This is a genomic window from Microbulbifer sp. SH-1, assembly GCF_011326135.1.
GTDB lineage: Bacteria > Pseudomonadota > Gammaproteobacteria > Pseudomonadales > Cellvibrionaceae > Microbulbifer > Microbulbifer harenosus.
In genome coordinates, this window is the sequence record NZ_CP046948.1 from 2368272 (window position 1) to 2393703 (window position 25432).

Consider the following 25432-nt stretch of genomic DNA (forward strand, 5'->3'; position numbering starts at 1 on the left):
TACTCGCTTAATGGTTTTCTGCTGTTTCTGATTCGATTGTGGGTGCCGATTGTGCATCACGGTTTAGATGTTCTTGTTCCGGCTCTGATAATGGCTCTTCTATTAATGGCTCTTCTATTAATGGCTCTTCTATTAATGGCTCTTCTATGGGCTCAACAATTAAGGCCAAACGCTCAGTCTCGAAATCCACATGTGTTGCCTCCAGATGGGGAAGGCTTTTGCTGACTTTGGCGGAGAGCTGACTGAATCGATCCACCTTGCCGTACAAACCTTGCTGGCCAGCCAACGCTTTGACTGTGTTGTTGTAGTGATTGCTGACAGTGCTCAGGGTGCCACCTAACTTGCTCAATCGCTCAGCAACCGTACACACAGAGTTGTAAATATCGCCTGCTTTCTCGCTGATTTCGCGGGCTTCTGCGTTACTGCGTTCAATCATCCACAGGTTGGAAACGGTGCGCAGAATAGGTATCAGGGTGGTATGGGAGACCAGCACGATGCCTTTTTTGTAGCCGTATTCGAACAGATCTTTGTTGTTCTTGAGCGCCTCGATATAGGCGGGCTCTATCGGCATAAACATGAGCACAAAGCTGGGGCTGCGCATACCCACCAGGTTGGTGTAGTCCTTTGATGCCAGATCATCAATGTGCTTGCGCACGGCTTTTACGTGCTCGCTCATGGCAAGCTGGTATTCTTCTGGCGATTCCGCGCCTACAGCCCGGTCATAGGCATTCAGGGCTACCTTGCTGTCGATGATGATGTGCTTACCATCAGGCAGCTTGATCAGATAATCGGTTTGCTTTTGCTTGCCTTCGGCATCTTTGAATGAGCTTTGCACTTCGTAGTGCGCTTCTTCGATCAAGCCGCTCATCTCTAGGGTGCGGCGCAGTTGCGCTTCACCCCAGGCACCACGCTGCTGGGAATCACCCTTGAGGGCTGAGGTCAAATTATTGGCCTCTTTGCTCATTTGAAGGCCAATTTCCAGCACCTTTTTTATCTCGGCATTGAGGCTGGTATTTCCCTGAAGCGACGCATCGTGTACTTCATTGATACGCTTCTGGAAGCCTTCGATCTGCTCGCGGAAGGGCTTGAGCATGGTGTCGATGCTTGCCTGGCTGGTATGGGTAAAGGTTTTGCCTTTTTCCTCGAAGATTTTGTTCGCCAGATTCTCGAATTCTTTGGTGAGCGATTGCTTGGTCTCACTGAGCTGTTGCATCTGCTCTTTGAAGTGCTCTTCTTTGCGTTCCAGCGTGGTTTTCAGTTCTGTTTGCTCATTACTGAGCGACTGATAGCGCTCCTGAACCTGGGTATGGCGCTGCTGAACCTCCATGAGGTTCTGCTTGGCTTCTTTTAGTTGCTCACGCGCTTCGAAGTTGGACGCTTCAAGCTCTTTGGCCTTTTTGCCTTCCTGAGCCAATTCTTCTTTAAGTTGGCTTACCAGAGAGCGCTCTTGCTGAATGCTCTGTTCTGCCTTTTCCAGACGGCTTCGCAAATCCAGCGTTTGTTCTTTCAGCGCTCGGTTATCAGCCTGGGCAGTTTCCAATTGCTTTTCGGTGCTGTGATGCAGCCCTTTAACCTCATCCAACGCGCTTTGCTGAGATGCCAGCTGACCCTTCAGTTCTGTTACTGTGTCATTCAGGCGTTGCTCGGTGGTTTGGGCTGTAGACTGAACACTATCCAGCCTTGTCTGCAACTTGCTTTCAGACAGATCCTTCTCGTGCAGGGCTGTACTGAGCTGCTTGATGTCTTCTTGCTGCTTCTGGCTCTGCGTATTGGCCAATTCCAGGGCTTGCTCGGTCTGCTTCAGCTGCCCGCTTAGCTCAGTGTTCTTGCGGCCCAGCAATACCATCGCCAGTAAATATCCCAGTACAGCAAGCACCAAGCCTGCTACCGTGGCGGTAATAATAAGTTCAGTCGTCCATTCCAGTGATTGCATGTTCACTCCTGTGTGCTTTCTGGCTGTGAACCCGATGATTTGGGTTCAGCCTTGATAAAGGGTTTCAACACGGCAATCAGCTCACCCACGTCGTCTGGGGTAAATACGCCGTCAATTCCTTCGTGTGAGACGGAGGTAAATGGCGCGTCGTAGAGCTTTTCAATCACAATGGAACCGTGCTGGGCGATGTAATTTTTGAGCAGATTCATAAACCGCACCTGCTGAGCGGTTAGCGCTGGATGAGCGTGTAAAAAGCTCTTGAAGTGGTCTTCAATGGCTTGTGCGTCCAGGCCGATAATTTCACGTACTGTCAGGTGCAATTGATCCGCCGTACGACCATAGAATTCATTCAGCACCTCCAGACTCACACCTGGGTGGCTGGTGAGTATGGTAGACGTCAGTGTTTTTAGTTCAGGCTCTGCAATTGGTTCCCCTTTGCGGATTTTCTGCAACGTGGGGTTGGCAGCCACCATTTGATCCAAAATATCCTTGAGCCTGCGGCGGTAGATCATGGCCTCATTGGCACCGGCGATCTTTACCTCACGCTCAGCTTCACGCACCCCGGAATCCCCTGCACGCGTGGTGCCGGTCTCATAACCGGGGCCAGTTCGCTGCTGGCGATATTTCATAATGCCGCGCAACTCTTTACGGGCCTTTTCTAACCTTTCAATATTGGGCGCTTGCCAAAAGTCGGCACTGCGTACTTCTGCAATGATGGCGTCTTTCTGGCGTACCGCCTGAATGTTCACGGCCAGTTTGTCTATCTCGGCGAGCAGCAGATCTCTGCCATCATCAAAGCAGCTCGCTTGTTCTACCAGGCAGCGTTCAATGGTAGCCATCAGCTTGTCCAGCTGGGTTGCATGTTTGTCGCGAAGCACACGTGCAGACATTAAGGGTGCCATGGTATTGGCCAGCAGATGCTGGGTTTTCGCATCGAACCCCTTGAGCAGATCGGTTTGCTGCAGCTGATGTACGGTACGTAATTCCCGCTTTACCGCGATGCTGGTGTCGGGCAAGTCATTAATGTCGGCCCGCAGTAGCTCAATGGCCGTATCAAAAGCGGCCGCATGGTTTTGCTGTAATGCCGCCTGCGCCAGCTCAAGACGGGCTTCAAAGGTGGTTTGCAGCAAGGATTTACTGCCGGTGTCATCAGGCTCCTGATACTCTTCTTCGAAAAAGTCGAAGTTGCCATAATGGTCGAAAATCAGGAACTCGGTTTTATGCTTACCTGGACCAAAGAGATTCGGGCGCAAGCGCGTGCCACGACCAATCATCTGCCAGAATTTCACCCAGCTCTTTACCGGCTTGGCAAACACCAGGTTGACGACTTCAGGCACGTCGATGCCGGTGTCCAGCATATCCACTGAAATAGCGATGCGAAAATCGTTATCGGATTTTTTGAATTCTTTGATCAGGCTTTCCACATGGGGAATCGCATTGTGGATGACCTTGCACACCTTGGTGCCATATTGCGGGTAGAGCTTGCAGAACAGTTTTTCCAGGTGCTCAGCATGATCCTGGCGCTGAGCGAAGATAATGGTTTTGCCGACTACGGAACCTGTCTCATCCTTGATGCCATTGTTGATCAGATTTTCAAGGATGATGCGATCGGTATCTTCGCTGAAGATCTTACGGCCAATATCTTTGCCTGCAATGGTGGTATTGCGGGCTTCTTCCTCACCCAGGTCTTCTTCCAACTGACGCTTTTGTTCTTCTGTCAGGTCGTTGTAATGAATACCATCACGAAGAAAGTCGGTGGTCAGGTCTTTCACCCGGAAGGGTACCAGGTAAGGCGGTTCGTTATTAATGGCCGCGTCCAACCCAAACTCGAATGTCGGATCGGTGGTTTCGCAATCGAACATATCAAAGGTATTTCGACTGATGAATTTCACCGGGGTTGCGGTTAAGCCCACCTGCAAAGCATCAAAGTAATCGAACAGGTCACGATACTTGTTGTAGATGCTGCGGTGGGATTCATCGGCAATAATCAGATCGAAAAAGCCGACATCTAACTGTGCAAAGCGATTCATCATGCCGGGGTAGGTGGCAATGTAGATCCGCGCACTTTGATCAATCTTGTTGGTTTCACCAATCACACAACGCGGCTCGGATGGCAGGTTTTGCTTAAAGGCATCATCTGCCTGTACGCGCAGCTCTTTTCGGTCGCACAGGAATAATGCCCGCTTGCCCCAGCCGTTACGCAACAGCAGCTCAGCCAACGCGATAGCTACGCGAGTTTTACCGGTGCCGGTGGCCTGAATGATGAGCGCTTTACGACGCTGGCTTTGAAAATGCGCTGCGACCGTTTTGATGGCTTCAATCTGGTAAGGACGATCAGCAATGCTGAGTTCTGGATTGAACTTTTCGAGCTCTGCCGCACGATAGTGGCGCTGATAAATCAGGTAATCCAGGCTGTCTTTACTGTAAAAGCCATAAACTGGCCGGTAGGTGTTGTACTGGTGATCGTCCCAGATGAAGGTTTCGTAGCCGTTGGAATAGAAAATGACCGGACGTTGGTAGCCCATGTGCTCAAAGGCATCGGCATATAGCCGGGCCTGTTCTCGTCCGGCCTGTAGGTTGGTATTACCGGACTTCTTAGCCTCGATCACAGCAAGTGGATGACCGTTATCGCCCCAGAGCACGTAATCCACATATCCCTTACCGCTTGGGTTGTTGGGAAACTGTACTTCAACTTCCTGGCCGACCTGATCGGGGTTCTGAATATCCCAGCCAGCTTGCAACAACATGGTATCGATCAACAGGGCGCGTGTTTTGGCTTCGTTCCATTGCAGGCTGTCGGCCACCTGCTGACTCTGCTGCTGGCGTTTTTGCTGATCGGCCCTGGCAGGCGGCTCCAGCTTTTCGATGTTTCTGGTGCGCTCACGCTCCAGTTGATCCATGACTCTTTCGAGCTCTTCTTGCTGCTTTTGCAGTTCTTTCTCGTAGCTCGAAACGGATTTCTGTAGCTGATTTAAGGTTGCTGTTGGATCTTTTACATCAGAGAATGCGGCGATTTTTTCCTTCTTCTTGCCGTAATACTTAATGCCCATATACATAGCCAACCGGTGCGCCGTGCCCAGTGCCATTTGTGCATTACGTAACTCACCCTCTGCGCCGTGGGCGGTGTCATTGCCTTGAATACGCAAAAAGTTGATCTGATGAATCAGTGATTTGCTAACGCAATCCTCAAAAACCGGACTTTTGATCAGCTCATAGAAGCTGGACTGCGGCATACGCGGCAGCAACTCTTCCTTGTAGATGGCCTTGGTCAGCTCTTCAGCAAAACTGCGCAAACGGGTCAAAGCACTACCCGGATCAATATGCAAGACCGCCTCGGCCAAACCACCGAGGTTAGCAAGCAGGTCATTCTCGGGTCTCAAGAATTCGAAGTTCACTGATTTCATAAAAATTATTCTGTCCATGACAGCCTTATTGCGAAGGCCGTGCCAAGTTTACTTCATCGCTAGGAAATGCCGTATTTTTCCATCCAGTTGTTCAGTGTCTGGTAGTTTTTCAAGCCCAAAAGCTGTGCTGCGCGGGTCTTATTCTGGCCACTGTGGGCCAATGCCTTACGGATATAGTCCGCAGTAACACAACCAATTATCTCTTGTATATCAACACCTTGAGAAACATCCTTGTTCAGCAACCCCGAATCCTGCTCCGGCATATGGAACAGAGCCTGACGGATATCGCCAGCATTGATCACATCACCTTGGCACCACAAGGCTGAGCGCAATAAGGTGGATTGCAATTCACGCACATTTCCTCGCCAAGGATGCTGAAGGATAATATTTTTTGCGTCAGGAGAAATTTTTTTACCCTCAAGCATTGAGTCATGATCACTCATCGCTTTGATTAAGGTATCCGTCAGAAGCGACAGATCGCCCTCTCGCTCCCTCAGCGGTGGCAGATGCAAAACACCAACAGCCACACGGTAAAACAGATCCTCCCTGAAACGGCCGTTGGCAACCGCCTCCATCAAGTTGCGATGTGTAGCTGTGATCAGGCGAACATCGGCCTTTTGTTCTTTGGTGCCCCCTACCGGAACGAATGCCCCTTCTTGCAATACCCGCAAGAGGCGCACTTGCACACTGGGCTCCAGCTCGCCAAATTCATCCAGGAACAAGGTCCCGCCATCAGCTTGCTCGAATACTCCAGGCTTGTCAGACGTAGCACCGGTAAATGCCCCTTTCTTGTGGCCAAAGAGGACTGAGTCGACCAGTTCACCGGGAATGGCTCCACAGTTCACCGGCACAAATGCGTTATTGGCCCGTTGGCTGGCATTGTGGATGGCGCGAGCAAAGAGTTCTTTACCGGTGCCGGTCTCGCCATAAATCAATACCGACACTTCACGTTCCGCCAGTATCTGGGCCTGTGCCTTCAGAGCCTGCATCCGAGGGTTGCGGGTAACGATATTGTCGAATGCCGCATTGATGGGAGCATTGGCTTCTGCCAACTGACTGATCTTGGCACTGCCTATGTTTTGAGCGGCAGGCAGGTACTCTGCGGAAAGCTCAAATGGGATTTCTACCTGCTGAACGCCCTGTTCCAGTGACGATTGATAAAACTGACAGGCATAGCGGGTTTTGCCCAAAAGAATCCAAACCGCCTGCATGGCCGGGGTTCCCGGACTTAACAGAATGGACAACTCACAACCCAACCCTCTCAACCTGGCGAGTTGCTGATTGGCCTGGACATAGATTTCACCAAAATTGACCGGCGAGGACAGGGAAATGGCTTGAGCCTGGATTGGTGCGGCGACCTGCTTCTGCAGCCATGCCAGATAGGGCTTTACCTGATCTTCCGGATAGTTGTAGAGCAGCTCTACGCTGTCGAACACCTGCGCTTTGAGAGTTGCTGCAATTGGGCCAAGGGTTTGGCCCTCTGCATCGGTGCTGCCCGTGGCCTTCAGGTCGTTACCCCCAACCCAGCTCACCAGTGTTTGAGGCCCACGCTTGTTTTTTGATTCAGGCCTGCTCATCCGTGAACTCCAACATATCAGCCACCTCACATTCAAACAGGCAGCAGAGCTTGTCTAAAGCATCGATGTCGATCTTTTGCGCTGTTTCCTTGTACATCAGGGTCACTGTATTCCGGCTGAGCCCGGTTTCGCGTAAAACGTCGGAGATCTTCATTTTTCGCTCCCCCATTAGGCGAGCGAGATGGCAACGTATCATGACCGGGCCCTATTGTTTACAGTGTTAGGCCCGACATTAACTTATGAACTGAAAAAATTAAAGACAGGGTGAAATATTTACCCGTAGAAAAGAAAATATCGGAAAGTAGTATGTATTTTGATCTACTCTTGGAGGCAGTGCGTCAACTCGAGGCGGCCGGCAGTATTCCCAGGTATCCTCTCAAAACGCGTGAAATACACTCTGGTTTCGCCGAATGACATCCCGCATCGGCCAGAAATACGAAACGTACCTGCTTGGCGTAGTCGGGTACTGAGATAACCTGCCATCCTTCAGAATGGCGCTAAACAGATATTCCTGCGGTTCTTCATATTGACGAGGGCGATGCCAAGCCTCCACGGTTTGGTGTTAGGCATTCATGCTCTCCATTTAAATTTTCAAGATTTTGCAGACTTAGAAGGTTAGCGGCTTATAAAAGCAACCCTACTTCCGCCAAGATTCAATAATCTTGTCTTTACCCTTCATAAAATAAACCCACTCGCGTCCGTTTTTCTCTCTATAAAAAAGCTTCTGCTTAACCAATCCATTTAGAACAGCCGCAGCCGTATTGTATGAACAGCCCAAATTATGCTCCACATTCCGGATCGTAAATTCTTGAACGTCGCCACTTTTTGCGACCTGGAAGACAGTTCTCTGCTTGTCATTCAACTTCTTATATAAACCAGAATCCCAAAGCCATCTATTGAACCGCTCAATTTCTAGAGCCGCATCTTTATATGCCTTCTTAAACTTTTCAATTGCTCTAACGACTATCTTGCTCTGATATTCAATAAAATATGTCAAATCCATTTGATCTGTTTCTGAATACAGATAGCTTTTCCCATACTGAATCGGCGCCTTCTTCAGAAGAACACTTATCGCGATAAATCTAAATGCTGAAAAGTCACTTTTAAACAAATACCAATAAAATAAAGCTCTAGCCACCCGACCATTTCCATCTCTGAATGGGTGCTCATATCCAATACAAAAATGCAAGACTATTGCCTTGATAAGCGGATGCAAATATGATTTTTCATCTGCATTTTCGTGATCATAGTTGACCCAGCTAACAATATCCCTCATTCTATTTTTTAAATTATTAGCAGGAGGGGGCGTATGGACAATCTCACCCTCCGGGTCCACTACGTGAACATTGTCAGCGGCCCGCCTAAATACGCCAGGCTTATATTCATCATCATCTATCCCTTCCACACCAATCTTGTGCAAGTCGAGAATGAGATCAATAGATAAAGGCTCATGCCTTTTTTCCCAGGCAAACTGCATCATTCTATAGTTGCCTAAGATCATTTTTTCACTGGCGTCCCTCGGTTTTCTGTTTCTCTTCAGCATCTCCTTTGCAACCCGAGTCGTGGTTGCAGCACCTTCTAGCTGACTACTACTAATTGATTCATCTTCGATAAGATCACTTAATAGATACTTGAGCTGAGTTTTCTCATCTATTTTGCTACCTATCCACTCCAAGTAAGCGCTCGTAGTATTTCTGTCTGTTTCCGAAATAGCCTTCTGAATCGACGGTGTCAGCATGAAACTACAATGATTCTCGGGCTCACCTAGAGAAATTAGATAAGACTGCTGTTGATTACGTGCGTTTCTAACGAAAGACCATGCCACAGCTGCATCTAATCCTTGCGGGACTCTATGCCGTAGTTCATCAAATGGCTGGTACCTTCCCTTTTTGTCTAGCGGGGTATGGAAGTCTAAATAGCCCAGTAGTTGGTCTGGGCTATCTGATGCGACCTTTTGGAAAGGATTAGGCTCCAAAGGTGGAGGGACAACTATCTTCATATCTCAAATTTCCAATATTTGAGATAAATATACACAACCAACGCAGACCTGTCTCATTTTTAAAGAAACTGAGACAAAGCCAAAAATAGCCTGAAACTATCAGAATTTTACAACTGATACCTATAATTGATAGAGAACCAGGCAGATGAGAAAGCAACTGGACTCAGGCACTGGAAAACTTCATCAACACCAGCCCCGAAACAATCAGAATCGCCGCACCAATCCTCATCGCATTGACCGGTTCCGCAAAAACCATAATCCCGACAAGGAACGCACCAATAGCGCCAATACCCGTCCAGATGGTGTATGCAGTACCGAGTGGAATAGTGCGCATCGCCACAGCCAACAGCCAGAAACTGCCGATCATTGTGACGACGGTGATAATAGAGGGAGCAAGCCGGGTGAAGCCGTGGGACTGCTTCATGGAGAACGCCCAGACGACTTCCAGGGCGCCGGCGAGGAGAAGGTAAAACCAAGACATAGACTGCTCCGTTTTCAAACAGGGCCAGGTCGTCCTGGGAATTTCTACCCATATTGGGGGAGGTCGTCCTCCTTCAACGGCTCGAACAGTACCCCATGGGAAAAGCTTGAGCAAGTATCCGCCGGGCCGTGTAGCTGGGTTTCGCGTGACTCAAGAGTCCCGACAGGCACATGCCGAAACTTGTAAATTTCTCGCTGCCGGCAGATCAGAGGCGCGGGGCGTGAGAGATCAAACGCTGAATGTATTCAGCAAGCGGGTTCGACGCACTCACTCAGGAAATACCTTTTCCCGGTTGCCGCGCCGCAGGCGACTGAAATACTGCAGTTCCCAGGGGCGCAATGCCACCAGCAGGCTGGAGCCGTAGCGTTCGTCCAGCGCCAGTTCGCTGTCAGCATCGTGCAGTTCATCGAATTGCTGTAGCAGTCGATCCATTTTCTTCATCAGCTCTGCATTCGCGGTGCGCGACAGCATGCCGGTGCGGAACACGAGTTTTTCCCCGGGGCCGGAGAAACTGGAGGCGAGAAACTCCGGCTGCACTTCTTTCTGGAACAGCTGCTGGATGGGTCCGTTGGGGAGCCAGTGGAATTCCTTTGCCACGATCACCCGGTAGCGGTTGAGCGGTAAAAGTTCGATCAGCTTCAGTCGATCGAGACGCGCCAGTAGCTGGATGCTCTCGGTCTCACTCAATTCGTAGGTCTCGAGAATCTGCTCGATGGTCCAGCGATTGAGCACACACACCGCCATCAGCAACAGATGCGGATCGGCGGCAATTTCCCGCTCCTGCTCCTCGCTCAGCGTCGCAATACCCCGCCGCGCCTCGGCGGCCTTGCGCACCAGCTCGGAGAAATCCAGCCCGGCGATGCCGCACAGCGATTCGAGGCGGTCGACAGACAGGGGGCCGCCGGTGAACATCCGCTTGATGCTGCTCTCCGACAGGTCCAGCTGCCGGGCGATTTCCGCGTAAGTCACTCCCCGCGCCTTCAGTTCACGCTTAAGCGTCTTCATCAGCGCCTGTACCTGGCTCATTCCTCGCCTCCTCAAATTCCTGTCCTGCAGAACCACCAAGGTATCGCCATTTGATACTTTTCAGTTCGGTTCACGCGACTTTATCGGATCCAGGTGATCCCTGCGAGCCTTTGCCGATAGATTCCGCAACGGCGCGTGCCTCCCGTGGCACGCAGTTCGATTCAGCCCCAGGCGGCTTACAGAGGAACCGACTATGCAACGTTTGCGGAGCAACCCCATCGGCTGGTGTGTGTGTTTGTTACTGGGGGCACTGGTGCCCGGATTGGCGATGGCCGCCGGCCTGCTGACCCCGGCCAACAGCAACCTGCCCCAGTTGGAGATCAAGGAGCACCACGTGAATGTGGTGATCGAGGATGGCTACGCCATTACCGAAGTGGACCAGACATTCGCCAACCCCCACGACCGGGAACTGGAAGCCATTTATTCCTTCCCGGTTCCTGAAAAGGCCTCGGTGGGTGAATTTACCTACTGGATCGACGGCAAGCCGGTGACTGGCGAAGTGATGCGCAAGCAGCAGGCGCGCGAGCTGTATGAACAGGAAAAATCCCAGGGCCGGCGAACCGCGCTTACCGAACAGGATGAGTACCGCAGTTTCGATAGCCGCGTGTACCCGGTACTGCCAAACGACACGGTGCGTATCCGCCTGGTATACATCCAGCCGGTACACGCGGAGCTGGGCATCGGCCGCTATGTGTACCCGCTGGAGGAAGGCGGTGTGGATGAAGAGCGTATGGCGTTTTTCACTTATCAACAGCACGTGCAGGAGGCCTTCAGTTTCAAGCTGACCATGCGCTCCTCCTACCCCATCGATCAGTTCCTGATGCCGGCGCACCCGCAGGCGCAGGTACAGCGCTCGTCCGACCAGGAATGGCAGGTCTCCTTTGCGAACTCCGCCGGCGCCGCTGCGCTTGCCGATGAGTTGGGCCAGACACCGGAGCAGACACTAGCGTCGCTCACAACGGCGACGGCAACCGCCAGCGCCTTTACCCTGGACAAGGACATCGTCGCCTACTGGCGACACCAGCCCGGTCTGCCGGGTGCCGTGGATATGGTCACCTACCGCCCCGAGGGCAGCGAGCGCGGCACCTTTATGCTGACGCTGACACCGGGGGATGACCTGGCCGCGATTACCCACGGCCGCGACTGGACCTTTGTGCTGGATCTCTCCGGCTCCATGGCGGGGAAATATCACAGCCTTGCCGAAGGTGTGCGCAAGGGACTGGGCAAGCTGCAGCCGGGGGACCGCTTCCGCATGGTGCTGTTCAATGACCAGGCCCGCGACCTGACCAATGGCTATGTCGTCGTCAACGACGCCAATGTGACGCACTATCTGCAGTTGCTGGAAGCTGCGCAGCCCAACGGCGGCACCAACCTGTTCGCCGGCCTCAAAGCGGCGTACACAGGGCTCGATGCCGACCGCCCGAGTGCGGTGATCCTGGTGACCGACGGCGTGGCCAATGTGGGCGTGGTGGCGAAGAAAGCCTTCCTGGAGTTGCTCGAACAACACGATATCCGCCTGTTCACCTTCGTGATGGGCAACAGCGCCAACCGCCCGCTGCTCGAAGGTATGGCCAAGGTATCCAACGGCTTCGCGATGAATATTTCCAACAGCGACGACATTTCCGGGCGCCTGGTGCAGGCGGCTGACCAGTTGCGCCACGAAGCCTACCGGGATATCTCCCTGAGCATTTCCGGCAACAAGTCCAGCATCAAGGTGCGCGACATGAGCCCCGCACAGATCGGTTCCCTGTACAGCGGCCAACAGCTGATTGTGTTCGGTCACTACTGGGGCGATGGCTCCGCGAAACTCGACATCAAGGGCAAGGTTTCCGGCCGCGACGTGCACTACCGCTCGGATCTCAAGTTCCCGTCCACCGATACCCGCAACCCGGAGCTGGAGCGGCTGTGGGCCTATGCGACCATCGAGGATCTGCAGAATCGTATGGACTACCTGGGCCACGACAGCGACAGTGAAGATGCAATCGTCGATCTCGCGGTGGAGCATGGACTGGTAACCCCTTACACCTCCATGGTGGTGGTAGAGGAACAGGTGTTCGAACAGCAGGGTATTGCGCGCAACAACAAGGCCCGTGTCGAACGGGAGAGAGCCGCCCGCGAAAACCGTGCCGTCGCTCCGGTTCAGGACAACCGTCAGGACAGCGCGCAACCCGCCTTTACCGGCAACCGCGCCTACCCCAGAAGCAGCGGTGGATCTACCGGGCTGGTTGTAATTCTTCTGTTGATGATCCTGATGGTGATACGCATCAGGTCGCGCAGGAATACCACTGGAAAATGATTCATCGTGCACAAGATCAGGGCCTCCCCGCGGGGCCCTGTCACTGGTCTTAAAGCCCTTGCACAAGACAATGAAAAAGACGACTCATTGGCGCGCGCCACTGGTGCCACGATACATTCGCCGGCAATAATGGCGCCCCACCCAGAAGGAGTCTCCCATGTCTCACTCATTCCCGCTTTCCGGAAGTTTTTTCAACCACGTAAAACAGCAGGGCTGGAATTTCGCCCGGTGTGTTTTACTGGTGGCGCTGTCCCTGCCGGTGTTCGCCGAAGACAAGCGACCGGCCGCGGATTCCTCATCAAACATCCACAATTTTTCCATCGGAAATTTCAAGGCCACCGCACTGCACGACGGTGACATCCAGCTGCCGAATGACGCCACCGTAATTGGCATCAACCAGCCTCCGGGCAAAATCGCAGCGCTGCTGAAACGCAATGATCTTCCGACCGATAAACTGCAGCTCAGTATTCAGGCACTGCTGGTGCGCGCCGGAGACCGCGTGTATCTGTTTGATACCGGTGCGGGGGATGTGGATTTCGCCGATGCGGGGCGACTGCCGACGGCGCTGGCCGAGGCCGATGTAACACCGGCGCAAGTCACCGATATTTTCATCAGCCACGCACACCCGGACCACGTTGGTGGGCTGCTGGATGAAAATGGATCGCTGCGTTTTACCAATGCCGCGGTGCATATGGCCGCACCCGAGTGGCAGGCGCTGCAGGGCAATGACAGTAACGCCGCGCTGGCGGCAGCCATCAAGCCCGCGGTAAAGCCGTTTGCGCCGGGCAGCGCACTGGTACCGGGGGTTACCGCAGTAAAGGTGGACGGGCATACGCCCGGGCACAGCGCATACGAGATTGCCGATGGCAAGTCGCGACTGCTGTACATCGGTGACAGTGCGCACCACTTTGTGGTCTCGGTACAGCGCCCGCGCTGGACGATTGCCTTCGACGGCGACGCACCGGTGGCGGAAGCCAGCCGCGAAGCGTTACTGGCGCGCGCGGCGGACGATGCTGCGCTGCAGATCTACTCGCCACACTTTCCCTTCCCCGGCCTCGGGCGCTTCCAGCGCAAGGGCGGCGACATTGTGTGGGTGCCGGTTGACTGACTCCTGAGTCTGCAGCCCAGACCACCCGGTACCCCGGGGTACCGGGTGGTCGAGGTACCAGAATACATCCCGAGTCGCTGAGCCTGGAAAATAGTCTTTGACTTAGCTCACGGGGGGGCCTACAGTGCATTTAGTCAAAAGTAAGTCTCTTGTTTAAATCCTCAGTTTCGTCGCATCTGTTTTTCTTCGTCCTGTAGCATCTAAATTCCAGTCTTCTTTGCCGTTCATGCCTCACTGAGGTGTGTCTTTGTTTGTTTACAGGATCGGCTTCTTATTGAACGCCCATTGAATATTTTCTAGTTTTACCCCCAACGCCGTTATGCGTTATCCGCCTGCATACCTTGCCGAGTAACACCTGATCTGCCCTGTCACATCACTCCAGTTCTTACCCAGCGCAATTTTATTGGCGGTTTCTCCACGAGAAAATCATGAGTAAATCCCCAATCGCTACCTTTAATCCGCTGGATTCCGAAAAGTACAGCAACCCTATTCCCGCGCGCGAGTTCATTATGAGCTTGCTTGAAAAAAACCGGAAAATGCTCGATCGCGAGCAACTGGCGAAAGTCCTGCATCTCTCCGGTGATGAACAAAAAGAAGCGTTGCGTCGCCGCCTGCGCGCCATGGAGCGCGATGGACAGATCCAGTTTGATCGCCGCCGCGGATACAGCCTGATCAAGCCGGAAGATCTGGTCAGTGGTCGTGTTATCGGCCACCCGGATGGTTTCGGTTTCCTGAGCAGTGACGACGCAGCGGAAGATCTCTTTCTTTCCGACAACGAAATGCTGACCGTTTTCGACGGTGACGTGGTTCAGGCGCGCATCAGCGGCGAGGACCGCCGCGGCCGCAAGACCGGCGTGATCGTTCGAGTACTGGAACGCAAGACCACTCATCTGGTGGGACGCCTGCAGTGCGAGGATGGCGATTATTTTCTGCAGCCGGAAAATGCCCGCATCGCCCATGAGATCGATGTCGATCGCGAGCACTTACTGGGTGCCAAACCCGGCCAATATGTTTACGTGGAAATCATCGACTACCCCAGCCACCGCTACAATGCCTTCGGCCGCGTGACCGAGCTGCTGGGGGATGCCATGGGCGCTGGCATGGAGATCGATGTGGCGATCCGCAGCCACGAAATTCCCCATCGCTGGCCACAGGATGCCCTGCGCGCGGCGCGCCAGCTGGGCAGTGAGGTCCCGGAGGCCGACAAGCGGCATCGCGCCGACTTGCGCACGCTGCCGTTTGTGACCATCGACGGCGAGGATGCCAAGGATTTCGACGATGCCGTTTTCTGTGAACAAACGGCGTCCGGAAACTGGCGCCTGCTGGTGGCGATTGCGGATGTTTCCCACTATGTTGCGCCGGACAGTGCGCTTGACCAGGAAGCGCAAACGCGCGCGACCTCCGTGTATTTTCCCGGCCGTGTTGTGCCGATGTTGCCGGAATCCCTGTCCAATGGCCTGTGCTCGCTCAACCCGCGGGTGGATCGCCTGGTGATGGTGTGCGAGATGACGATCACCAGAGCGGGAAAAATGACCGGTTATACCTTCTCGGAAGGTGTAATCCACTCCCATGCGCGCCTTACCTACAACCAGGTAAACGCGTTCCTGAATTCGCCGGAGTCCAATTTAGGCCGGCAGACTGCGCGCCAGCTGAAAGACCTGGCGCCGCATATTCACGCGCTGCACCAGCTGTATTCGGCATTGAAAATGTCCCGCGCAAAACGCGGCGCGATGGATTTTGAAAAGCCGGAAGTGCAGTTCAAATTCAACGAAGATCGCAAGATAGAAAAGATACTCCCGGTCATCCGCAACGACGCGCACAAGATGATCGAGGAGTTTATGCTGAGTGCCAATGTGGCCACGGCGGACTTCCTCAAGCAACAGAAAATGCCCGCACTCTACCGGGTGCACGACGGCCCCAGGGATAAAAAACTCACCGCGCTGCGCGCATTCCTCGGCGAGAAAGGACTCAAACTGGCCGGCGGCAACAAACCCTCGCCGGCGCACTACGACCAGCTGCTGGGCAGCATTGGCCAGCGCGCCGATGCGCAAACCATCCGCACCATGATGCTGCGATCCCTCAGCCAGGCGGAGTACAGCCCGGAGAACCGGGGCCACTTTGGTCTGGCGTATCCCGCCTATGCGCACTTTACCTCGCCCATTCGCCGCTACCCGGATCTGCTGGTGCACAGGGCCATTCGCTCCGTGATCCGTCAGAAGATACCGCACAATCCTGTGCGCCGTGCACTGCAACGCGTCTTCGGTACGGGCGGTGCATCGGTGCAACGTTTCGGGAATGCCGCGCCCATCGCGCCGGAAAAAAGTTACCCCTATGACAAGTCCGCCATGCAGACGCTCGCGGAGCATTGCTCCAATGCGTCGCGCCGCGCTGACAAGGCGAGCTGGGATGTGGAGGCCTGGCTGAAGTGCGAGTACATGCAGGGTTTTGTCGGCGATACCTTCGACGGACACGTCAGCAGTGTCACCAACTTCGGTCTGTTTATCGAACTCGATACCGTTCAGGTGGAAGGCCTGATACATATCTCGGCACTAACGAAGGACTATTACCAGTTTGATGCCGCCAGGCAACGCCTGGTGGGCGAGCGCGGCAACGGCAGCTTTGCCATTGGCGATGCGATTCGGGTACGCGTTGTGCGCGTCGACATGGAACGACGCAAAATTGAGTTGGCGCTGGCCGGCTAAGCCCCGAGTGGCAATGAGCGTGGCGCGCCCCGGCAGCACTAGCTGTCCCGCGCACTTGACCCGTGCAGTATCCGGTAAAGTGCCGGCAACACCAGAAGCGTCAGTAAGGTCGAAGAAATAATGCCGCCGATCACTACCGTGGCGAGCGGCCGCTGTACTTCCGCGCCAATGCCGGTGTTGAACGCCATGGGCACAAATCCCAGCGACGCGACCAGCGCGGTGGTAATAACCGGGCGCAAACGGATAAGCGCCCCTTCAATGATCGCCGCGTCTATTCCGTAGCCCTGGTGGCGCAGATCGCGAAAAAAGGAAACCATCACCAGTCCGTTGAGGATGGCAATGCCCGACAGCGCGATAAAGCCCACCGCAGCGGATATCGAAAACGGTATATCCCTCAACATCAGCGACAGGACACCGCCGGTGAGGGCCAGTGGCACACCGGTAAAAATGGCCAGTGCATCGCGCACTGAGCCAAGAGCGAATAACAATAGCCCCATGATCAGGATCAAGGTCACGGGTACTACCACCGCCAGCCTCTTTGTCGCCGACTGCAGTGTCTGGTAAGTGCCGCCGTACTCCAGCCAATAACCCGCGGGCATCTGTACACGCTCGGAAATTGCCCGCTGCACGTCGGCCACAAAACTGCCGAGGTCTCGGCCACGGACGTTGGCCGTCACCACCACGCGGCGCTTGCCGTTTTCGCGGAACACCTGATTGATGCCGGTGACCAGTTCCAGGCTGGCAAGCTCCTGCAGCGGCACATAGTCGCCGTTGGCGCGGTGCACCGGCAGATTGGCCAGGGTTTCCGGATCCTGGCGCAGCTCCTCCGGCAGGCGCACCACAATATCGACCCTGCGATCACCTTCGTAAAAACGCCCCGCCACTGCGCCGCCCATGGCGGTAGCCAGCTGCCCCTGCACGGCATCAACATCCAGACCATACTGCGCCAGCGCCGCGCGGTCCGGCAGAATCGTCAGCATCGGCAGGCCTGTGGTCTGCTCCAGCTGGATATCGGCAACGCCCTCAACATCGCCTATCGCCGCCACGATCGCATTGCCCAGTTGCTCGAGCTGCGCGAAATCGTCACCGAAGACCTTGATCGCTAACTCCGCGCGCACGCCGGCCAGTAACTCGTTAAAGCGCATCTGGATCGGCTGCAGGAATTCATAGCGGTTGCCGGGAATCGGCGCCACCAACGCCGCCAGTTCATCGACCAGATCCTCGCTGGATTTGTCCGGGTCCGGCCACTGCGCGCGCGGCTTCATGATAATAAAGTTGTCTGCAACGCTTGGCGGCACGGCATCGGTGGCTACCTCGGCGGTACCGATCTTGGCAAACACCCGCTCCACTTCGGGCAATTCCTTGATGCGGGCCTCAAGGGATTCCTGCAGGGCAATCGCCTGTTCAAGAGAAGTCCCCGGGATGCGCAGCGCGTGCATCGCGATATCCCCCTCGTTCAGGTTCGGCACAAACTCGCTGCCGAGACGCGTCGCCATGAAGCCGGACACCAGCACAAGGGCTGCGGCGACAACCACCACGAGATAGCGCAAGCGGATCACGGTGTGCAACAGCGGGCGATAGCCGCGGCTCAATTGCCTGAGTACCGGGTTTTCTCTCTCCACGACTGGCTTGCGGAAAAACAGCGCAATACACGCGGGCACAAACGTTACCGACAACAGCATCGCCGAAAGCAGCGCAATGACCACGGTGGTCGCCATGGGGTGAAACATTTTTCCCTCCACGCCCGAGAGCGCAAAGATCGGCAGATACACCGCGGTGATAATGAACACCCCGAACATGGCCGGGCGGATCACCTCGCGGGTTGCCTGGAACACCACTTCCAGGCGCTCGTCGACATCGAGTTCACCGCGCGCGGGAGTCGCCTGGCTCAGGCGGCGCAGGCAGTTCTCCACGATGATGATGGCGCCGTCCACCAGCAGACCGAAGTCGAGGGCGCCGAGGCTCATCAGGTTAGCGCTGACCCGCGTCTGTACCATGCCGGTGACCGTCATCAACATGGCGATGGGAATCACCATGGCCGTCAGCAAGGCCGCGCGCACATTGCCCAGCAGCAGGAACAGGATGACGATGACCAGCAGCGCGCCTTCCAGCAGATTGGTACGCACGGTGTGCAGCGTTTTGTCCACCAGTGAGGTGCGGTCGTACACCGCGGTGACGGTAATGCCCGGCGGCAGGCTCGCCTTGATGTCTTCAAGTTTCCGGCCCACGGCACGGGCTACGGTGCGGCTGTTTTCACCCACCAGCATAAATACGGTGCTCATCACCACTTCACGGCCGTTCTGGGTGGCCGCCCCGGTGCGCATTTCCCGCCCCTCGCCAATGTGAGCCACATCGCCCAGGCGCACCGGTACACCGTCCACTTCCGCCACCAGGAAGTCATTCAGCGTATCCACGCTTGCCGCCTGCGCGGGCACCCGCAACATCCACTGCGCGCCGCGATGCTCAATAAAACCGATGCCGCGATTCTGGTTGTTGTTCTCCACCGCCCGGATCAGATCCTGTTGGGTCAGGCCGAATGCCAACAGATTTTCCGGCTGGATGGCGACGAGGATTTCCCGTTTGAATCCGCCGATGGGATTGACCTCGACAACCCCCGGCACCCGCAGCAGTTGCGGGCGGATAATCCAGTCGTGCACCGTGCGCAGGTCGGTGGGGGTTACCGGCGAGCCATCCATGTGGGTGGCGCCCGGCTCTGCATCCACCGTGAACATGAAGATCTCGCCGAGGCCGGTGGAGATTGGCCCCAGCTCTGGCTCCGCACCGGCGGGCAGTGCGCTGCGCGCACCCGCGAGCCGCTCGCTGACCAGCTGGCGCGCGAAGTACACATCCGTGCCGTCTTCAAAAATCACGGTGACCTGGGACAGGCCGTAGCGGGAAAGAGAGCGCGTGTACGCCAGGTTGGGCAACCCGGCCATGGCATTTTCCACCGGGTAACTCACCCGTTGTTCCACTTCCAGCGGCGTGTAGCCCGGCGCCTCGGTGTTGATCATCACCTGGACATTGGTGATGTCCGGCACCGCATCGATCGGCAGGCGGTTAAAATTCCAGATGCCGATACCGCACAGCAATGCCACCACAGCCAGCACCAACGCCCTGTTGTGGATCGACGCCCGGATCAGATACTCAAGCATGCCGCGCTCTTAGTGATCATGGGCGGCCCCTGATTTTTCGATGTCGGCCTTGATGATATAGCTGTTCTCGGTCACGTACTCGGTGCCCGGCTTCAACCCGCCGAGCACCTCAACCCACTCACCTGCCTCCCGCCCCAATTCCAGTACTCGCACCTCGTACTCGTCGCCCACTTTGGCGTAGACCACATTGAACTCGCGAAACGTCTGCAGCGCGGAACGCTTTACGGCCAGCGGCACTTCATACCTCGCAACTTCGATGTCTCCGGAAATGAATCCGCCCGGGGCGAGGTGCGCCGGGGGATTTTTCAGAGTGACCCGCACCACACTGGACTGGTTCGGGCGGATCACTGTATCCACCTGCCGCACGGTTCCCCGCAAAGATATGTCCAGCCCGCGAACACTCAGCGCAACCGGCGCCCCCGGCTGGACCCGCGCCCGCAGTGACGGGAACACATCCAGCTCCGCGAAGAGTGCACTGCTGTCGGCGATCGTCAGCAGCGCGCGGCCTGCGGTCTGCTCTCCCGGATTCGCCAGCCGCTGCACCACCACGCCCGCAATGGGGGAATTAATGGTGTAGGTTTTGAGATTTTCATTGCTGTTGATTGCCGCCAGCGTCTGCCCCTTGTCCACCCGTTCGCCCAGGCCGACGCTGACCGACTCGACCGTGCCATCGAAGCGGGCACTGACCACCCGCACGCGCTCGGGGTCCATTACCAGGCGGCCATAAGCCTCGCCGGTTTCCCGCAACACGGCGGGCCCGGCAACGCCGGTAGCGATGTTCAACGCCCTGGCAATATCCGGTTCGATATGGGTGCGCCCCTCGAAGCTGTCGTATTGCCACTGGAATTGTTTGCCGTTGTATCGGGCGTTCACAGACACCACAAAAGAGTGCGGCTCGCGAACCGCTTTATCACCGCGGAGAAAATCATCCTTTGGCGCAAAGCCAACCCGCTCCGCCTCACCGCCGAGCCGGGTCAGCACCACGCCGACATAGACTTTTTCCGGAGCCACAGGCTTGCCGCCATCGGTGACCCACACCCGGAACTCCGGCTCGACTCCGGTTTCGAAGATAGCGAGTTCTATGGCAACGTCACCCTCTCGCAATACGCGACCGCGATGCGGCCCCAATTCCGGTTCGGGTTCGCGCTGCTCGGTTTGCTCCACAGATGCATCGATACCGGTGGAAAACCCCAAACCACCGAGAACGGCAATAATGAGCGTCACAATGGCCATCACAACGGATTTCATTTTCCGCGCTCACTTATCTGCGTCAGCGACAGGCCGGTGAGTTTTTCGAGTTCAATCAGATACAAATGCGCACGGTATTGCGTCTCCAGAAAAGACAACCGCGCGTCGATCAGTTGCTGCTGTGCCGCGACCAGTTCGTAGTAGCTGTATTTACCGAGGCGATAGGCCGCGCGCGTATCGGCCTCGGCGCGCTCAAGGCTGGGAATGATTCGCGCGGACAGTGCCTCCGCCACATGACGGCTGTGCAAAAGCTGCTGCGCCATGGTGTACACGCGGGTTTCGAGTTCAAGTGCCTTGGCGTTCATCTCCGCCCGGTAGCGGCTCTGCTCGGCGGCGAGCGCCGCCAGCTCGCTGCGATTGCGACCGCGACGGCCGATGGGGATACCTACGCCGGCCACCAGTCCGTAGTCGTCGGTCGCCTCAAGGCGCCGGATTCCAACATCAATGCGCCACTGCACACCGGCCTCTGCACGCGCGAGGGCAATCTCCGCGTCTACCACCCGCTCACGGCTGAGAAAAATCGCGACGTTGGGATTGTCTGCAACCTGTGCGCGCAGCTGCGCAACATCAATAAATGGGATGGGAGATGAGAGCGAGCCAGCGATCTCACCAAATCCGGGACTGCGTTCACCCCACTGAGCAGCGAGGCGATGCCGGGATATTTCCAGTTCGTGTTCAATATCTTCCGCCGCCAGCGCATATCGCTCCAGCTCCGCCTCGGCGCGAGAGGCATCGGCCTGCGGCACCTTACCCGCGTTTACCTGCCGGCGGATATCCACCAGCGCGTTGCGCGCCTGTTCCGCGGCGCTGAGCGCCAGCACCAGGCGCTCCTGTTGTGCCATCGCCTGCAGAAAATAGCGCGCGGTATCCGCGGCGACGTCAAGCTCCAGGATTTGTCGCTGGCGCTCAATCACCGCCGTTTTGCTGCGCGCCGTCGTGACCCGCTGATTGAGAAGCTCGCCCTGCAACAGCCAGCTGATACCCAGTGTCGTCTGCGCGCTTTCGACACCGCTGAAATCCCCGGTGCCGGCAACATCTTCAACCTCCAGCCCAAGCTGTGGACGCGGCCCGATTCCCGCTTGAGCGGCACGCGCATTGGCCGCATCCAGTTGATGCTGGTACCCGGCCAGCTCAGGATGGCTGTGCAGGCTTTTCAGCACGGCCTGCTCAAACGTCAGCGGCGATGTGACGCGATATTCCTGCGCCCAGCCCAATGTCGCCGTGCACAGAAGAAACCGAGCTGCAGTGGATACCCAGCCGCGGTGTCGGCGCGATTTTATTCCCCGATTTGGTCGTTTCACCTTGCGCATGTGGTTTTCTCCGCAAGAGAACGGATTATTAACGATGGGATGAAATACATTCACAGAGGATAGACAGAGGAAAACCGAAAGAGGGAAATCCCTCCGGCCAGCTCTAACTCGCAACCACATCCGGTACAGCTTTCTTACGGAAAAAGACGATGGATGCACTGAACCTGGCAGAAAACTCGACGCCGGCCCTATCGTCGGAGGGGATTAGCTGCCGACAACACCGGCTCTTTTCCCCAGCGCTATTTAACCCCTAGAAACTGATAAAAATTAATAATCCTGGCGAACTTATTTGGCACTGCCGTACCCGTATTGACGCGCAAAAAATTTGTGCTGTGTGAATAAACGCACGACGAAAACGACAAATCTATTCACATAAAATATCTGCACCCTCGTAAACGTTTCATATTCATTGCTTCGCCATTACGCCGTTGATAATGTTTCCAAGCAAACTGAACGGCCATGCTGTTTCGGTCATTCAAAAATAATGACAACAAATGGACGAGCAAATCATGAAACAACTTTTTTCACGCCGAAATGTTTTATCCAGTGCCATTTTCTCGGCAATTTCAGTAACAGCAACAGCACCGCAGGTGCTTTTTGCCGCCGACGAAAATGCGATGGAGGAAATTGCCGTAGTCGGCTCCCGCATTCAACGCAACGCGGAATTTGAGACGGCCACGCCAATCCAGGTGATGGATCGCGAAGCCATTGAAAAGTCCGGTTATACCAACCTCCAGCAGATGTTCGAAAAGAACCCGGCAGCGGGCAATGGCACCTTTTCCACCCGCGGCAACAACCAGGATTCCACCGCCAACGGCGCGGCGGCCGTCAGCCTGCGGGGCATGGGGGCCGATGCAACCCTGGTACTCGTGAACGGCAAGCGCGTCGCCATCAGCGCGTTTGCCGAGAGCATCACCACCAATTTTGTGGACATCAACAGCATCCCGATTGCCGCCGTTGAACGCGTGGAAATTTTGAAAGACGGTGCATCCGCGATTTACGGCTCAGACGCCGTCGCCGGTGTGGTCAACCTGGTCCTGCGCAAAGATTTTGAAGGCGCGGAAGTAACTGCAGATTTCGGCGGTGCGGACGGCTACGACGAGCAATCCGTCTCTGCGGTGTGGGGTGTGAACGGCGAAGACTCAAACCTGACCCTCATTTTTGACCACCGCAGCAATTCCACCCTCGCCAGCGTTGAGCGCAGGGGGCTCGATACCGCCGACCAGTCTTCCCGCGGCGGTATGGACTTCCGCTCTTCGCGCGGTTATCCAGGTCGTTTTATTGTCGACGGCGAAACCACCATTGACCCTAATTGCCCAGCAGGCAGCGCCTTCGGCCAGACCTGCGTGTACGATTACGGTCCCTGGACTCTGCTAACACCCGAAGCGGAACGCACCGGTGTGCTGATGCTGGGTCACGCGCAGCTGACCGATAACGTAGAGTTTTTCAGCGAGCTCGCGGTGCAGCACAACACCTCCATTGCCCAGGGTGCACCGACTCCGCTCGATGAAGACGCCGGGCTCACCGTGCCCATCGACCACCCGAACAATCCCTTTGCCGGTGCCAGCAGTATCGATATCGGCCGCTACCGCACCGTGGATGCCGGCGCGCGTCAGTGGGATATCGAAACCGACAATCTGCGCGCGGTATTCGGCCTGCGCGGCAGTATCGCCGAGTGGGACTGGGAGGCCTCGGTACAGCGCTCGCGCAGCGAATCCACGCAGACTGGCAACCGCTCCCAGGGCTGGGTGCGCACCGACCTGCTGCAGCAGGAAATCGACGCGGGCCGCTACAACCCGTTCGGCGGCGTGCAAAACCCGCAGTCGGTGATCGACGCCATCACCACCAGTCTGGTACGCCAGGGCAAGTCCGAACTGCGCGGCATGGACTTCACCATCAGCGGGGATCTGTTTGACACCTCCAATGGTGCCATTGCCATGGCTGCGGGCCTGGAGCGGCGCGAAGAACGCGCGTCCGACATTCCCGATGACCAGTTTCAGCGCGGTCTGATTTTCGGTACCGAGTCCGTTTACGCCGCAGCCAGTCGCGATATTAATTCCGCATTCGTCGAGTTTGCGGTCCCACTGCCCGCTAACCTGGACCTGACTCTGGCGGGCCGTTACGACGACTACAGCGATTTCGGCAGCACCACCAACCCGATGGTCAACCTGTTGTGGACCGCCAGTGAGCAGCTTTCACTGCGCGCATCCTGGGGCACCGGTTTCCGCGCGCCGTCGCTCGCGCAGATTGGCCTGGGACCGTCGCAGGGATCCCTGTTTTTTATCGATACGTATGGCTGCGCGATCAACGATGATTACTGTGTCAGCACCGACTACAACATCGTGTTTTCCGGCAACCCGGACCTCGATGCGGAAGAGTCGGAGTCCTACAACCTGGGTGCGGTGGTCAAGCCGATGGACGGTCTGCAACTGTCCTTGGATTTCTGGCGTATCACCCAGGAAGGCAAGATAGATGAGGTGCCTTTCGGCTATCTATACACTCAGTTCTGTAGTGATCAGAACAGCAACGTTTGCGTGCGCTCCACTCCCTTGCCTGGCGAGTCCCTCGGTTCGCTACAGTCGATCAACAGCGGCTTTATCAATATCGGCGAGCAGACGGTTTCCGGGATTGACCTGAGTGTCGTGTACTCCGCGCTGACCGTCGCCGGTGGCGATCTCGGCCTGCGTCTGGATTATTCCTATCTGTCGGAGTTTGAGCGGGTGGAACTGAACTCCGCGGGCGATGCTTTCTTAAATCGCGACCTGGCGGGTGAGTATGAATATCCGCAGCACCGCTGGGCGGCCTCCGCCGACTGGGCCCGGGATACCGTTGCCTTCACCGTGGGACTGAACTATATCGGCGAGTTTGAAGATACCCCGGATATCGACTTTGACGGTACTCTCGATTACGACACCAATAAATCCCGCATGGTGGATTCGTTCATGACCGTAAACCTGCAGGCCCGTTATACAGGCTTCGACAATCTGGTGCTGAGCCTTGGTGCCGACAATGCGCTGGATGAAGAGCCGCCGTTTGCCATCGGCGATGGCGACTCGGATCTGTATGGCTATGTGTCGAGCCAGCATGATCCCCGCGGCCGCTTTGTCTATGGCAAGGTGACCTACAACTTCTGATCTGACGTTTTCGGCAATCGGAAACAATGGTTAGTCAGTATCGTTAAATCGGGGAGGGCTTC

General features: G+C 55.8%; 14 protein-coding genes. 4 read left to right on the top strand and 10 right to left on the bottom strand.

Features of this window, described 5'->3' with window-relative positions:
* Positions 1-7: 7 nt before the first annotated feature.
* From rmuC to GNX18_RS10105, 7 genes are all read right to left on the bottom strand, one after another.
* Positions 8-1933: a DNA recombination protein RmuC gene (gene rmuC, locus GNX18_RS10075; protein WP_166217603.1), complete on the bottom strand. Its 1926-nt coding sequence runs from the start codon at positions 1931-1933 to the stop codon at positions 8-10.
* 2 nt (positions 1934-1935) lie between these two features.
* Positions 1936-5337 (bottom strand): DEAD/DEAH box helicase family protein, encoded by a 3402-nt coding sequence (locus GNX18_RS10080; protein WP_166217606.1) that lies wholly within the window; start codon positions 5335-5337, stop codon positions 1936-1938.
* A 59-nt stretch (positions 5338-5396) separates the two neighbouring features.
* The gene (locus tag GNX18_RS10085) at positions 5397-6914 is read right to left on the bottom strand and encodes a sigma-54-dependent Fis family transcriptional regulator (RefSeq protein ID WP_166217609.1); all 1518 of its coding nucleotides are present in this window, start codon (positions 6912-6914) and stop codon (positions 5397-5399) included.
* A complete protein-coding gene (locus GNX18_RS10090) occupies positions 6901-7110 on the bottom strand; it encodes a helix-turn-helix transcriptional regulator (protein ID WP_166217611.1) in 210 nt (69 codons plus the stop codon). The genes GNX18_RS10085 and GNX18_RS10090 overlap by 14 nt, the downstream gene beginning before the upstream one ends.
* Before the next feature lie 441 nt (positions 7111-7551).
* A complete protein-coding gene (locus GNX18_RS10095; RefSeq protein ID WP_166217614.1) occupies positions 7552-8913 on the bottom strand; it encodes a Fic family protein in 1362 nt (453 codons plus the stop codon).
* Between the two features lie 163 nt (positions 8914-9076).
* Entirely contained in the window at positions 9077-9394 is a 318-nt protein-coding gene (locus GNX18_RS10100; protein ID WP_166217617.1) for a multidrug efflux SMR transporter, read from the bottom strand.
* Between the two features lie 267 nt (positions 9395-9661).
* Positions 9662-10420: a helix-turn-helix transcriptional regulator gene (locus tag GNX18_RS10105; protein WP_166217620.1), complete on the bottom strand. Its 759-nt coding sequence runs from the start codon at positions 10418-10420 to the stop codon at positions 9662-9664.
* 193 nt (positions 10421-10613) lie between these two features.
* Here GNX18_RS10105 and GNX18_RS10110 point away from each other — a divergent pair, with 193 nt between their 5' ends.
* From GNX18_RS10110 to rnr, 3 genes are all read left to right on the top strand, one after another.
* Positions 10614-12716, top strand: coding sequence for a VIT and VWA domain-containing protein (locus tag GNX18_RS10110; protein WP_166217623.1), 2103 nt, complete (start codon positions 10614-10616; stop codon positions 12714-12716).
* A gap of 157 nt (positions 12717-12873) precedes the next feature.
* Entirely contained in the window at positions 12874-13824 is a 951-nt protein-coding gene (locus tag GNX18_RS10115) for an MBL fold metallo-hydrolase (protein ID WP_166217626.1), read from the top strand.
* Positions 13825-14252: 428 nt separating this feature from the next.
* Entirely contained in the window at positions 14253-16526 is a 2274-nt protein-coding gene (rnr, locus tag GNX18_RS10120; protein WP_166217629.1) for a ribonuclease R, read from the top strand.
* Between the two features lie 38 nt (positions 16527-16564).
* Here the strand turns inward: rnr and GNX18_RS10125 are convergent, their stop codons facing one another.
* The 3 genes from GNX18_RS10125 to GNX18_RS10135 are packed head-to-tail and all read right to left on the bottom strand — an operon-like array spanning position 16565 to position 22236.
* Positions 16565-19678 (bottom strand): efflux RND transporter permease subunit, encoded by a 3114-nt coding sequence (locus GNX18_RS10125; RefSeq protein WP_166217632.1) that lies wholly within the window; start codon positions 19676-19678, stop codon positions 16565-16567.
* Between the two features lie 9 nt (positions 19679-19687).
* On the bottom strand, positions 19688-20926 hold the full coding sequence (locus GNX18_RS10130; protein ID WP_166217635.1) for an efflux RND transporter periplasmic adaptor subunit: 1239 nt from the start codon (positions 20924-20926) through the stop codon (positions 19688-19690).
* Entirely contained in the window at positions 20923-22236 is a 1314-nt protein-coding gene (locus GNX18_RS10135; protein ID WP_166217638.1) for a TolC family protein, read from the bottom strand. Before GNX18_RS10135 ends, GNX18_RS10130 begins: the two co-directional genes overlap by 4 nt.
* 509 nt (positions 22237-22745) lie before the next feature.
* On the opposite strand from GNX18_RS10135, the gene GNX18_RS10140 reads away from it, so the two are divergent.
* Positions 22746-25370 carry a TonB-dependent receptor gene (locus GNX18_RS10140; protein WP_166217641.1) on the top strand — a complete coding sequence of 875 codons (2625 nt, stop codon included), beginning with the start codon at positions 22746-22748 and terminating at the stop codon, positions 25368-25370.
* Positions 25371-25432: the final 62 nt, after the last annotated feature.